This is a genomic window from Lactobacillus xujianguonis, assembly GCF_004009905.1.
Taxonomy (GTDB): domain Bacteria; phylum Bacillota; class Bacilli; order Lactobacillales; family Lactobacillaceae; genus Lactobacillus; species Lactobacillus xujianguonis.
Genome location: NZ_ML136906.1, coordinates 1 through 13,611, shown reverse-complemented (window position 1 = coordinate 13,611; position 13,611 = coordinate 1). Strand labels below are relative to the sequence as shown.

Here is a 13,611-nt window from a genome sequence, read left to right as displayed (position 1 = left end):
TAGATTTGCAGGCTTATTTGTCATACTTTCGTTTAAAAATAAATCGACACAATTTTAATTAAGTCGTTAAATTATACAAAATAATAAAGCAAAACATACGATGATGCTTGACTTTACGTAGAAAATAGCGACTTGAGTTTGTTTCAAGTCGCTTTATTCCTTTTGATCAAGAAATATTAAAAATAAAGTATTCAAAAAATCTGGGAAAATGCTTTCCCAGATTTCTTTAAATATAACTAGCTTGCCTTTAAAAGCAAAGCCGGTTTAAATCAACATACATCTTTGGGTAAGTAGCTAATTTACCCTGCACATTTGATTTTGATAATCATCTTCTTTAACTATTATACAGACTAGTCTTTCAACATTCAATATATTAAATCTAATTATGATTTGATTATAAAGTTTGATAAAATTATAGAGCACATTTGTTTTGCTTTAGCTAGGCTCTCAAATGTAGCTAACGGGATTTAATCTCATAATGAGGGGAGGTTCCGGCTTTTATGAGATTGATAATCATCTTCATAATTATCAAGGTTCGTTTCCCAAAGAAGTTTTTTAAGCGACTTTGGAATGCTTTGAAAAAAGCTATGAAGCGTATCATTAAACGGTAATCTTTTAACTTTTATCGCTTTAAAATTATAAAGCTGGCCGAAGACAACAGCTTTAGGTAATGACAACATGGGATTTTCCTGTGTTGTTTTTTATATTCCTTAAATATCCGACATCTGCATCATCTCTTGGTGAAGATCAGTAATGCTGTCAGGTACATAATCATGACTAGTAATGTAACCAGCTAAGGCTTTGTCTAAAGCTAAGGCCACTTCCCGCATTGGCTTACCAGCATCCCGTCTAGCATATGCTGTCCTGAAGATCTCGATCAATTCTTCATTTTCACGTACTTCACCATCGTGATCCATTATTTCTTTAATCTTATCTCTGATAATTATTTCGTCTTTTTCAGCCATCATCAAGACCTTCTTTCTAACTCAATTATAGTTCTTTAGAATCCGCTTACATAGAAAAATGCCAATTTGATGTTTCACGTGAAAAAGAATTTCTGAATAATTGTAGAAGAAGATACTTATTTCTAGTAAGAATCCAAATTCGTGAATTTATCAACTACTTCCCTTACAATGAAATTAACTTAAATGGATTTGAGGGGAGAAAATGAAATATGATTTTACTAAGTTAATTGATCGTCATGGCCACGATGCTTTTGCAGTCGATGCCATCGGAAGTGTACCTGGATTTGCCCCAGCTAAGCCTAGGGACGGCTTTGATACTATTCCAATGTGGGTAGCCGATATGAATTTCCCAACGGCTAAATCAATTCAAGATGAAATTGTCAAAAGAGTAGAGCATCCGTTGTTTGGTTATTTCACCCCAAGTGATGACTATTATCAAGCAATTATTGATTGGCACCGTGATCATAAGGGCGTTACCGATTTACAGAAAGAAGATATTGGTTATGAAAATAGCGTCTTAGGTGGTGTCGTTTCTGCTCTTAAAGCATTTGCCGCTCCTGGTGATAAAGTACTCTTACATTCACCAGCCTACATGGGTTTCATAAATAGTTTGAAGGACAATGGCTATCAAATTGTAGATTCGCCACTCATTAAAGATGAAAATGGTGTTTGGCGGATGGACTATGAAGACATGGAACAAAAGATCAAGGAGAATCAAATTCACATCACGATTTTTTGTAATCCGCATAATCCAACTGGGCGAGTTTGGACCAAAGAAGAAATTTCCCGGGCAATAAAAATTTTTGAACGTAATGATGTTTTGGCCATTTCTGATGAAATTTGGTCAGATTTACTCATGAATGGCCACCATTACACTCCAACTCAATCAGTGAGCGAATGGGCTAAGCAACATACGGCCGCTTTTTACGCACCATCGAAGACTTTTAACTTAGCTGGCTTAGTGGGCAGTTATAGCGTGATTTATAACAAGACCATTCGGGAAAAAGTTCAAAGTATTGGTGCCAAAACGCATTACAACAGTATGAATGTTCTTTCTGAGCATGCCTTGATTGGTGCTTACAGTGAAGAAGGCAATAACTGGCTAGAACAATTGTTACCGGTCTTGTCAGAAAACGTGAACTTTGCTTATGAATATGTCCAAAAGAACTTCGAGGGCGTTTCAACTTTTGAAACTGAAGGAACCTACATGATGTTTATTGATTGTAGTGGTTGGCTCAAAAAGCACGGCAAGACCCAAGCAGAATTACTGGAACGTGGTTGGGAATATGGTATTGGTTGGCAAGATGGCAAGTTATTTGAAGGACCAACCTCAATTCGCTTAAACTTAGCTTCACCAACTTACCGCATTAAAGATGCTTTTGAGCGCATGAATAAATATGTTTTCAATGACGAATGGTAGGAAAAAGTTAGATATACGAGAAAGGAAGAAAATATGCAAATTTTTGTTGTTGGTGGTTCCGGCCGAGTAGCGACCGAGCTGATTAAAGATTTAGTAACTGATGGACATCAAGTAGTGGCTGGTGCACGGCATGAAGACAAAATTGTGAAATTAGATCAAGTTAAACCTGTTCACCTAGATTTGCACGCTGAAGTTGATGACTTGGCCAAATTAATGCAAGGTAGCGAAGTAGTGTATTTTGTTGCTGGTTCACGGGGCAAAGATTTACTGCAAACAGATGCCTTTGGTGCTGTTAAGACGATGCAAGCTGCTAAAAAGTTAGGCATTAAACGGTACGTGATGCTCAGTTCCTTATTTGCGTTACAACCTGAAAAATGGAACTTGCCAGGTTTAGCTGATTTAACAGATTACAATATTGCCAAGTTCTTTGCGGATAATTATTTAGTCAACCAAAGTGGTTTAAACTACACAATTTTGCAGCCAAGTAATTTAACTGAAGAAGCAGGAACTGGGAAAATTAGTTTAGATGTCACTAACATGAATAGCAATCCGATTCCGGATGTGGCTAAGACCTTGGCTGAAATTATCAAGTACGATAATACCATTGGCAAAGTGATCTTGATGCATGGCGGTGACACCCCAATTGATGAGGCTTTGAAGAGCTTATAAGAAAAAATCTTTAATTTTCATAAATTGTTTCAAAAAGTAATTGCATAAATACTCCCTATCGGGTAACATATTTACTATACATAGGGAGTAACCGGCAAATAAATGTACTTATGGCGTCAAGTCACGAAAGCAATTTCCGCTGTAAGTTTAAATGGTGAGACTATTACATCGAGTTTCTTAATGACTCAGGGTAATAGTCTCTTTTTCTTTGCCCGTTTTCTCAATTCTGGAGGTTTTATTTTGAAAAACTATTATTTGCAGAAGAAAGCTGATGTGTTAAAGGAATTTGACACAAGTAGTAATGGTTTATCAACTGAGCAGGCCCAAGCCAACTTAAGTAAGTATGGTAAGAATGCTTTAGTTGAAGGTAAGAAGAAAACTGCTTTGCAAGTCTTTTTGGAACAATTCAAGGACTTGATGGTGATTATCTTAATCATTGCTGCTGTGATTTCTGCCTTTACTGGGGATGTCGAAAGTACCTTAGTAATTATTGCGGTGCTGATCTTGAACGCGATTTTGGGAACAGTTCAACATTTGAAGGCAGAAAAATCCTTGGAATCACTGAAGTCACTTTCTTCACCAAGTGCTAAAGTCATTCGTAATGGTAAAAAAGTTGAAATTGATTCTAAAGAAGTGGTCCCAGGCGATGTCATGCTCCTTGAAGCAGGGGATATGGTAACTGCTGATGGTCGTATTTTAGAAAATTACTCCTTGCAGGTTAATGAAAGTTCGTTAACTGGGGAATCAACTAATATTGATAAGGCTGATATTGATTTTGATCATGAAATTCCGTTAGGTGACCGCTTGAACATGGTTTACTCAGGTTCATTGGTAACTTATGGCCGGGCTGAAGTAATCGTTACTGGCACAGGGATGAATACGGAAATTGGTAAGATTGCCACTTTGATGAACGATACCAAGGAACGGCGCACACCGTTACAAAAATCCCTTGATAAGTTCTCTTCCAAATTGGCAACTGCGATTTTAATCATTTGTGCCATCGTCTTTGCTTTACAATTATGGCGTGGTCAACCATTGATGGATGCAATGCTTTTCGCTGTAGCTTTAGCCGTAGCTGCAATTCCTGAAGCTTTAAGTTCAATCGTAACGATTGTGCAAGCCATGGGAACGCAAAAGATGGCGAAAGAAAATGCCATTATCAAGAACTTGGCTGCGGTTGAATCACTTGGTTCCGTTTCAGTTATTTGTTCTGACAAGACTGGTACTTTAACCCAAAACAAGATGACGGTTGAAGAAATCTACATTGGTGGCGAAGTCTTAAAGCCAGAAGAGCTTGATTTAAGTAACCAATTACACCGTTACTTGCTATATAACGCTGTTTTAAACAATGACTCAAGTATTGCTAATGGCAAGGTCATCGGTGACCCAACCGAATCAGCTTTACTTGAAATGTACCGGAAGGTGCCAGGCATTGATTTAGGTGAAAAAGGTTTAGGCTTATCTGAAGAAGACTTACGCGGCATGTTGACTCGTAAGCAAGAAATTCCGTTTGACTCAGACCGGAAGTTAATGAGTACCCAACACTTGATTCACACGGTACCAACTGTGTTTGTGAAGGGTGCGATTGATGTTTTACTTGATCGTTGTGTCAATATCCGAATTGGCGACGAAGTTCGGCCAATGACGACTGAAGATAAGGAAGCAATTTTAGCTCAAAACAACCACTTCTCAGAAAATGGTTTACGGGTCTTAACTTTTGCTTACAAGGAATCTGATCAAGAATTAACCACTGAAGATGAAAAAAGTTTTACTTTCATCGGTTTAGTTGCTGAAATGGATCCACCACGTGCAGAAAGTGTGGCTGCGGTTGCTAAGGCTAAAAAAGCTGGTATTCGCACCGTCATGATTACAGGTGACCACAAGGTAACCGCTGTTGCCATTGCTAAGAAAATTGGAATTTTCAATGAAGGTGATGTTGCGGTAACCGGATTAGAACTAGATAAGATGACTGATGATGAATTAGCTCAAGAAATCGAAAGAATTGCCGTTTACGCTCGTGTTTCCCCAGAAAACAAGATTCGGATTGTGAATGCCTGGCAAAGTAAAGGCCATATCGTTTCGATGACCGGTGATGGTGTCAACGACGCGCCAGCTTTAAAGAAGGCTGATATTGGGGTAGCCATGGGGATTACCGGTACCGAAGTTTCTAAAGATGCCGCCAGCATGATTTTGGCAGATGACAACTTTGCCACAATTATTAAAGCCGTTGCCAATGGTCGAACTGTGTTTGAAAACATTAAAAACGCGATTATGTACCTACTTTCAGGTAACTTATCAGCGATCATTACCGTTTTATTTGCTTCAATTGGTGGCTTCTCAGTGCCATTCATCGCAGTGCAATTATTGTTCATTAACTTAATTACTGACTCACTACCAGCACTTGCCATCGGGATGGAACCAGGTGCACCAGATGTCCTGGATAAAAAGCCAAGAGATCCAAAGGTGGGCATCTTGAGTAAAGACTTAGTGACCAAGGTTGCTTTACAAGGGGCAATCATTGCTGTGGGCGTTATTACCGCCTTCATGATTGGTCGTCAGACTAGTCCAGCTGTGGCATGTACCATGGCCTTCACTACTTTGACTTTTGCCAGATTGCTTCACGGTTTCAACTGCCGTTCACAACACAGCATTTTCAAGATTGGCTTCAAGAACAATTGGTACAGCTTAGCTGCCTTTGCTTTAGGTACTTTGCTCTTAGCTTTGATTATGTTTGTTCCTGCTCTTCACGGTTTGTTTGCTGTTACACCTTTAACTGGTCAACAATTATTATGGATCGTTGTTTTAGCTTTAATGCCAACTATTTTGATTCAAATTGTGAAAGTGATTAACGAGCACAGAAATTAATTTTAAAAACAAGTTGACAAAAAGTAAGTCTAAGCCTAGACTTTACTTTAGTAAGCAATTACTAAAAGTAAGAAAGGAGTACGAAGATGTTGAATTTCCAAGTTGTAAGTCAAAACTGCGGATGTTGTTCATGTAACAACTTCTTTGACATACACTTAATTCAGCGCAACGTACTTCATCGCGTTTAGTTTTTTCATAGAATTAACTTCAAGGATCTACGAACTGGATTGGTTTGTAGGTCCTTTTTCTTTTAGGAGGAATAGTTTATGGCTTGGTCGATCATGCAGCAGGCGCTGCCCATCTTTGCGCGAGCATTTGGGTTAACGCTGAGGCTGTCGTTAATTGGAATTGTCGGATCGATGATTGTGGGAGTAATTGTTAGCTTGGTGCAGTATTTCAAAGTGCCGGTTTTGAGTCAGATTCTGACCGCTTATGTGGAACTAGCAAGAAACACACCGCTATTAATTCAGTTGTTTTTCTTATATTATGCTTTTCCGGTTTTTGGCTTAAAAATGTCCGCTGAAGTTTGCGGCATTGTTGGCTTAATCTTCTTAGGCGGAGCTTATATGGCAGAAGGGTTTACCGGTGGCTTTAATGGCGTTTCTCTTAGTCAAATTAATAGTGGTAAGGCCTTAGGGATGAGTCCATTTCAATTAGCGCGCTATGTAGTCTTTCCCCAAGGTTTTGCCTTAAGTATGCCTGCTTTGACAGCGAATGTGGTGTTCTTAATTAAAGAAACGTCAATTTTCTCAGTGATTGCGATTCCAGAATTGACGAATACTGCCTTAGATTTAATTGGGATGTACTACCGCTCGAATGAATACTTATTCATGTTGGTGGTTGCTTATGCCATTATTTTGATTCCGATAATTCTATTTTTAGCTTGGCTTGAAAGGAGAGTTCGCTATGGTGCATTCGGGAATTAATGTTTTATTTGAAGGTAGTAACTTTGCCCGCCTCATGGCCGGACTCTGGACGTCAATTTGGATTGCCGCTATTTCGTTAGTGATTGGCTTAGCTTTAGGCACGATTTTTGGAATTTTACGGACTTTGCCAAATAAATTTGTTCGCTTTATTTTACGGTTATATCTCGAATTCTTTCGGATTGTGCCAACAATTGTTTTACTTTACTTGGTCTACTACATTTTGCCGCGTACTTTTCATGTTAACTGGCCCGCCACTTGGATGGCAGTGTTAGCCTTTGCCCTGTGGGTGGCAGCAGAATTCAGTGATATTGTGCGGGGAGCAATTGAATCTGTTCCTAAGAGTCAACGTGAATCTGGTCTAGCACTTGGTTTAAGTAAAATTCAATTGTTCAGGTATGTGTTGTTGCCACAAGCAGTGAAACTGGAACTACCCGCTACGATTAACTTGGCAACAAGAGTAATCAAAACTACTTCCTTATTAATGGTTATCAGTATTATGGAAGTAATTAATGTGGGGCAACAGATTATTGAAGCAAATAACCAACAATACCCAACGGGAGTCTTCTGGGTTTACGGCTTGATCTTTATTTTCTACTTCGTATTAGATTATCCACTCTCTGCTTGGGCTAAAAAGTTAACAAAAGAAAGATAATAGGTGATGACGATGGAAGATGAAATTTTAAAAGTTGAACATCTAAATAAGTTTTATGATAACTGGCAAGCATTGCATGATATCAATTTTTCATTGAAAAAAGGTGAAGTGCTAACCCTTTTAGGTCCATCAGGCTCTGGTAAAAGTACTTTGCTGAGAACTTTGAATGGCTTGGAAGATTATAAAGATGGGACAATTTATTTCCAGGAAAATAAAATTGATCCGACACCAAAGAATTGGCAACTATTACGGCAAAAAATCGGTATGGTTTTCCAAAGTTATGAATTATTCCCTAATTTAACTGTGATTGAGAATGTGCTATTGGCTCCAGTTAAAGTGCAGAAGAGAAACGAAAACGAAGTTAGAAAAGAAGTTGAGGACTTATTAGCACGGGTTGGCTTGAGCTATTATCTTAATGCTTATCCCAGAGAATTATCTGGTGGACAAAAGCAAAGAGTGGCGATCGTGCGGGCTTTGGCAATGAAGCCAGAAGTGATGCTACTTGATGAAATTACCGCTTCCCTTGATCCAGAGATGGTTCGCGGAATTGAAGAAATTGTAGAAAAACTTTCTAAACAAGATCATATGACAATGATCATCGTGACGCACCAGATGAATTTTGCGGAAAGAATTGCCGATGAAGTGCTTTTCTTGGAAAATGGGAAGATCTTAGAAGATACTCCAGGAGCAGAATTCTTTAAAAAGCCGCAAACTAAACGGGCAAAAGAATTCTTAGAGAGTATGGATTTTTAAATAGGTAAGTGCCGATGAAAAAGAAAAATATTTTTAACCAAATCATGGGTGTCATTGCCTTAATCGTCGTTGTGAGTGCCGCCTACTTTGGTTTTACCCAGCCAAATTTAAATGCTGGCACGGCTGGCAGCCGCTGGAGCAATGAAAATGGTGTTTCTGAGATTAAACGACGCGGTTACATTCGCGTAGCGGTCTTTGGCGACTTACCACCTTATGGTTGGGTTACTGATCATGGTAAACGTGTCGGTTATGATGTCTATTTAGCACGGCGGATGGCGAAAGATCTGGGTGTGAAGATTCGCTTCATCCAAGTTAATGCCAATAACCGGGTAGATACTTTGAATTCTAATAAGGCCGATATTGTCCTAGCGAACTTCACTGTAACGTCGGAGCGGCGACAAGTGGTTGATTTTGCCAATCCTTATATGAAAGTCTCGGTGGGAGTGATTTCGCCAAAGAATGCACCAATTAAGAGTGCAGCACAATTAAAAGGTAAGAAGCTGATCGTGACGAAAGGAACGACAGCCGAAAACTATTTTGCTAAGCAAGCTAGTGTCAACTTACTGAAGTTTGATGCCAAGACCCAGCAATTCAATGCATTGAAGAATGGTCGTGGAGCAGCCTTAGCTGATGATAATTCTTACTTGTATGCTTGGGTTAAGAAGAATCCGAAGTATGTAGTGGGCATTAAGAGTATTGGACCACGGCAGTATGTCTCGCCAGCCGTCAAGAAAGGCAATCGTTCATTACTGAAGTGGACAAACCGCGAAATTGACAAATTGACTAAGCAAGGCTTCTTTGTGAAGGATTACCAACAAGAATTGGCACCATACTTTGGCAAGGATATTAAGTCAACTGATATTATTTTGAAGTAAAGCAAAAAAGAGAATTCCGAACGTGGGAATTCTCTTTTTTGTTGGAAAAGTATCTAAGATAATAAATAAGCAATATCTTATCATTATAATTTAGGGTGCGTTATTTAATAATACACAATAATTGCTGAAGTTAAAGATTAAAATTTTCTTCTCTTTACTGCATATTTGCAGATTTATCAACGGTTAAAAGAAATTATCAAAATTTGAAACAAAAATATTGCCATTTTTACGTTCTGGTTATATATATCTAAATATCGTTATTTTATCTGTAATAAAGGGACTGAAAATGAAAGTGAAACTAACAAAGAGAACATTACGCTTAGATCAAAACAATGATGTCGTTTAACACTTTGGTTTTAGAAAACTTGCTTCAGGTGCATTAGTTTCTGCAGCTATAGGTGCTTTTCTTGTTGGGATGAGAACTGAAACAGTTTCTGCTGCTGAGGGGAGCAGCGAAGCAAAGCAGGAGATTGTAAATCATACTGAAGATCAGAATAACCAAAATGAAATTTCTTCAGATATGAAATCTAATGGGAATACAGATGCAACTAATTTAGCAGATCAAACAAAGACACAAAATACTGATATAGATAATTCTGAGCAGTTGAAGACTCAAAAACGAAAGTAACTACTAACGAAGTTACTCTAACTACGGAACATGCTGCTGTTTCAAATGTAGCAGATAAAACTAAACAACTATTGGAATCAAAAGTCGTTTCAAATGAAACGAAATCTACTGCTAAGTCAGTAACTTTTGAAAACGGTGGGGCTACGGTTTCAATTAGCCGCAACACGATAGGTGCAACCGGTGATACTACGGCGGTTCAGATTGATTTCAATGTTTCTAACCCTAAAAAAGGTGATCAATATCAAATTGTGATTCCTAAAGGAACTTACGGCATTGGTACTGATGGGCAAAACATTCAGGCTAGTGGGACCACCACAATTGTTGAGAAAAATGATAATCGCATTATTACTAATACTTTTACTAATGATAATGCAGGTACAATTCACCAACAATTTACTTTAAATCCGGGTAATAACTATAGTGCACAAGATATACCAATTAAGAATATTGGTGATGTGCTAAAGAAAATAACCATTACTAAGACAGATGCGACAGGAAAATCTGAAGAAAAGGAATTAGAATTTACCCAAATTGTAAATCCAGAAATGAATCCGAAATTCAAGCGGATCAATCCTGTAGCTAAATCTGTGCGTGCTTTACCTAATACTGACTACACTTATGAACTTCAAATCAATGAAACAAGTGGTGTAGCTAAGGGATGGAAAAATAATCCTAGTGGAAAAATCAATTCTGCAGTTAACACTGATGCCACAATTACAATTCCTGTTCCTGATAGTTTTGTTTTAAATCAAGATCGAACTTATACTGTTAATAATTTTGGCGATCACACTACTATTACCCAAATTGGTGGTCGCGGTGGTGATATCGTCATTCATGTACCTAAAGGCAGTGGCCGGCAAAACTGGAATAATGGTAGCAGCGGCTACAAAATTGTGGGACATTATGCTGTTAGCCAACCAGTTGAAGATACTGCAATTAAGGCAGATAAAACCATTCATATTGATCAAACTATTACTAAAGCAGATGGCTCAACTTACCATATTATTAAAGACTTAGATCAGCCTTGGACTGAAACTTTACTTGGTAGTCATTCAAATAATGAAGTACCAGAAATCACACTATCTGCGGATGTTTATGCGGGCTCACATCAAATTCCACAAGATGTTGACCCTTCCAAGCCAATTAACATTTTTGGATTTCACAATACAACTAATCAAGATATCACTACTGCTCAAATTACACTTACTTTTCCAGATGGGTTAAATATTAATCGTCTTGATACACCATATGATCCAGTTAATTTACCTGGCACTACAAGCTATGCCTATAAAGTAACTTATACTGATGGTCAAACAGGTTCCGGAACTATTCAAGCGGGCCAAAGTTTGAAGACTGCAGACAATCAAGGCATTGCCAAGATTGTCATCACTCCTAACGTAATTTCGTCTGGAGTTGAATTTAAGGGTGATAATCGAATTAAAGCCTACGGTACAGTTAACAAGACGTTAAAAGATGGAACACCGATCAAGGATGGTTATGAATTTGATTCAACAATCGCGTTTGTATATAGCGGACTAATTGAGGGCAATACATATGGCTGGGTATTTGCAGGACCCGTCGATGCCAGACAGAATTTAGCAGAACCCACAGCTAGTGTGGGAACTTATTCCAACCAGAGTAAGCGCATGCCTAGCGATACTGATGCGGGTTATATTTCTGTATATAGCAATGCAAATGGAGATGCCACTTCACATAGCGTGTTTGAACCAGTCTTCTATTATGTTTTGCCTGAAGGTACTGTTTATACCGGTAAATTTGATCAAAAAGGTCAACAACCAAAGATTACTCACTTTACAGTTGATGGACAAGAAGTAGTAAAACTTGATTATACTGGTACGGGTTATGTCCTTGATACAACCGCTGGTCATAACAATGATGTGCATATTACCAATTTACCTTTAGCTGAAATTGGTTCTCATAAATGGGCGATCTATATGTATAGCCCTCATATTAAGATGTTGAATACAGCAGTCAAAGATTATGCAGGATGGACGACTGCTCAAACTGAAGGAAAATCTGATAATATATACGTCTTAGGCGATGGCAATTGGACGATTAGTACTGCGCAGCAAGTTAATATTGCTTCAGGTATTAAGGGACCAAATGATGCTTTTGTAGTTGATAACACTACTGCTGATGATAAAAAGCCTGGATCAATCGAATATGATTTCAGAGTTAACAATAACCTGCAGAAAGTTAGTAATGGGGTAGTAGTCATCAATATTAATGATGGTGCTGATAATAACTTTGATTTTACAATGACAAAGCCTGTTGCTGTGTCAAATGATGCAGAAGTTTTGTATTCTACAACAGAGCTTGCAGATGATAATAAGACAACAGGTCATGTTCCAAATTTGAATAACTATGTTGCCTGGGATCAAATTCAAGATAAGTTTAAGATCAAATCAGTTGCTATTAAGTTTTCTTCCTTAGATAAAGGTTCAAATACTTCAACCTTTAAGATTATCGGTACTGATAATAACTTTATGGCCGATGCAGGTAAGTCAGTAACGTTTAAGCCAACTTTATACTCATCTGACTTGAAGCCACTTGATGGTAAAACGTCAACGATTAAGATTGCTGGTAAGTCAACGGTTAAAGTAGAATTGGTTGATTCTGATGGCAAGGTGATCAATGATGTCGATTTATCCCATTTGAATCACACTTATGAAGATAACGTTAATACGATGAATCAACATGACTTTGCTTTAAGTGATAGTGATAAACAAGCGATTAAGAATAATGATCCAGAAAAAGAAGTAGCTAAATTCGGTCAATTAGTTAAATACTATTTTGATGGGGATGCAGTTCAATACAAGATAACGAAAAAGCAAATAAAAAGAGAAAGTCAGACCGGTACGCCCACAACCACAGACAAACCGGAAGACCATATCGGCGTAAGTGGCGATCCAACTACAACAGATAAGCCAGAATTTAAGATTCCAGCTGCCCCTAACGTACCGGATGAGCCGGATAATTCTAATCAAGATAAACCTGGTGAAAGTACTCCGCCAAAATCTGAGTCAACTCCATCGGATAACACTCCACCTTCTGAGACACCGGATAGTCCAATTGATTCAGTGCCTCAAGCAGAAGAAAGTGCAAAGCATGGAACAGTTAAGCCAGAAAAGAAGCCAACCAAGTTTATACCAAGTAAAACAAAGAGTAACAAGAAGGCTCGTTTCGAAATGGTTTCACCAGCTAGGGATGCTGAAGTTTCAAGAAATAATGTAAGGCCTTTAGCTGCAGCTGAAAAGGGCCAAGCTGTTGAATTACCACAAACTGGTAGTTCAAATAATGATCATACTTTGGTTGCTTCAATTCTACTGGGCTTAGGAACTACTATGTTAGCAAGTTTAGGATTTAAGAAGCGAAAAGATAATTAAATTAATAGTGTTAATGAGTCACGTAGTAATACGTGACTTTTTATGTGTTTTAAAATTAATAAAATGTTTTTTTTTATGTTTTTATAGTTACATAAGATTGAAATAGAGTATAATAAATTATGGGGGTGCACGCCTTAATCGATTATTTTTAAATTTGATAATTACATTAATTCCCCTGCGAAAATGGAGTCGTATACGCGACTTCTATTTTTGTCAGCAATCAAAATTACAGATTAATTTAGTTAATCTGATGGTTCTAAATTCCTAGCCCACGCAAGTAGCGCGGGTTTTTGTTTATTATAAAAAAAGGGAATCCTAAAAACACAATGTCATTAAGTTAAGGCATTGACTTTGAACAGGGAACCGCTTTGAGACACTCATCTAAGTTAGGTGGGTGTCTTTTCTGCTTTTTGGGTATGACAAATAAGCAGTCGATTGACTGTTTTTTACG

10 protein-coding genes are annotated in these 13,611 nt (G+C 38.0%); 9 read left to right on the top strand and 1 reads right to left on the bottom strand.

All coding sequences use genetic code 11. The annotated features are described in order from the left end of the window. Window positions 1-710: 710 nt before the first annotated feature. The gene (locus tag EJK17_RS10215) at window positions 711-965 is read right to left on the bottom strand and encodes a bacteriocin immunity protein (protein WP_103662548.1); all 255 of its coding nucleotides are present in this window, start codon (window positions 963-965) and stop codon (window positions 711-713) included. Between the two features lie 202 nt (window positions 966-1,167). Here EJK17_RS10215 and EJK17_RS10210 point away from each other — a divergent pair, with 202 nt between their 5' ends. From EJK17_RS10210 to EJK17_RS10170, 9 genes are all read left to right on the top strand, one after another. Then, window positions 1,168-2,385 (top strand): MalY/PatB family protein, encoded by a 1,218-nt coding sequence (locus EJK17_RS10210; RefSeq protein WP_103662547.1) that lies wholly within the window; start codon window positions 1,168-1,170, stop codon window positions 2,383-2,385. 33 nt (window positions 2,386-2,418) lie between these two features. After that, window positions 2,419-3,054, top strand: a complete 636-nt coding sequence (locus EJK17_RS10205; protein WP_103662546.1) for an SDR family oxidoreductase — start codon at window positions 2,419-2,421, stop codon at window positions 3,052-3,054. Window positions 3,055-3,294: 240 nt separating this feature from the next. After that, window positions 3,295-5,919: a cation-translocating P-type ATPase gene (locus EJK17_RS10200; protein WP_168180793.1), complete on the top strand. Its 2,625-nt coding sequence runs from the start codon at window positions 3,295-3,297 to the stop codon at window positions 5,917-5,919. Window positions 5,920-6,185: 266 nt separating this feature from the next. After that, on the top strand, window positions 6,186-6,845 hold the full coding sequence (locus EJK17_RS10195; RefSeq protein WP_103662545.1) for an amino acid ABC transporter permease: 660 nt from the start codon (window positions 6,186-6,188) through the stop codon (window positions 6,843-6,845). After that, complete coding sequence (locus tag EJK17_RS10190) at window positions 6,826-7,497, top strand: amino acid ABC transporter permease (protein WP_103662544.1); 672 nt, start codon at window positions 6,826-6,828, stop codon at window positions 7,495-7,497. Before EJK17_RS10195 ends, EJK17_RS10190 begins: the two co-directional genes overlap by 20 nt. Before the next feature lie 12 nt (window positions 7,498-7,509). Beyond that, window positions 7,510-8,250, top strand: a complete 741-nt coding sequence (locus tag EJK17_RS10185; protein ID WP_127796405.1) for an amino acid ABC transporter ATP-binding protein — start codon at window positions 7,510-7,512, stop codon at window positions 8,248-8,250. A gap of 14 nt (window positions 8,251-8,264) precedes the next feature. Next, on the top strand, window positions 8,265-9,125 hold the full coding sequence (locus tag EJK17_RS10180; protein ID WP_127796404.1) for a transporter substrate-binding domain-containing protein: 861 nt from the start codon (window positions 8,265-8,267) through the stop codon (window positions 9,123-9,125). Between the two features lie 415 nt (window positions 9,126-9,540). After that, window positions 9,541-9,753 (top strand): hypothetical protein, encoded by a 213-nt coding sequence (locus tag EJK17_RS10175; protein WP_103662542.1) that lies wholly within the window; start codon window positions 9,541-9,543, stop codon window positions 9,751-9,753. 71 nt (window positions 9,754-9,824) lie between these two features. Next, the gene (locus tag EJK17_RS10170) at window positions 9,825-13,160 is read left to right on the top strand and encodes an LPXTG cell wall anchor domain-containing protein (protein ID WP_127796403.1); all 3,336 of its coding nucleotides are present in this window, start codon (window positions 9,825-9,827) and stop codon (window positions 13,158-13,160) included. Window positions 13,161-13,611: the final 451 nt, after the last annotated feature.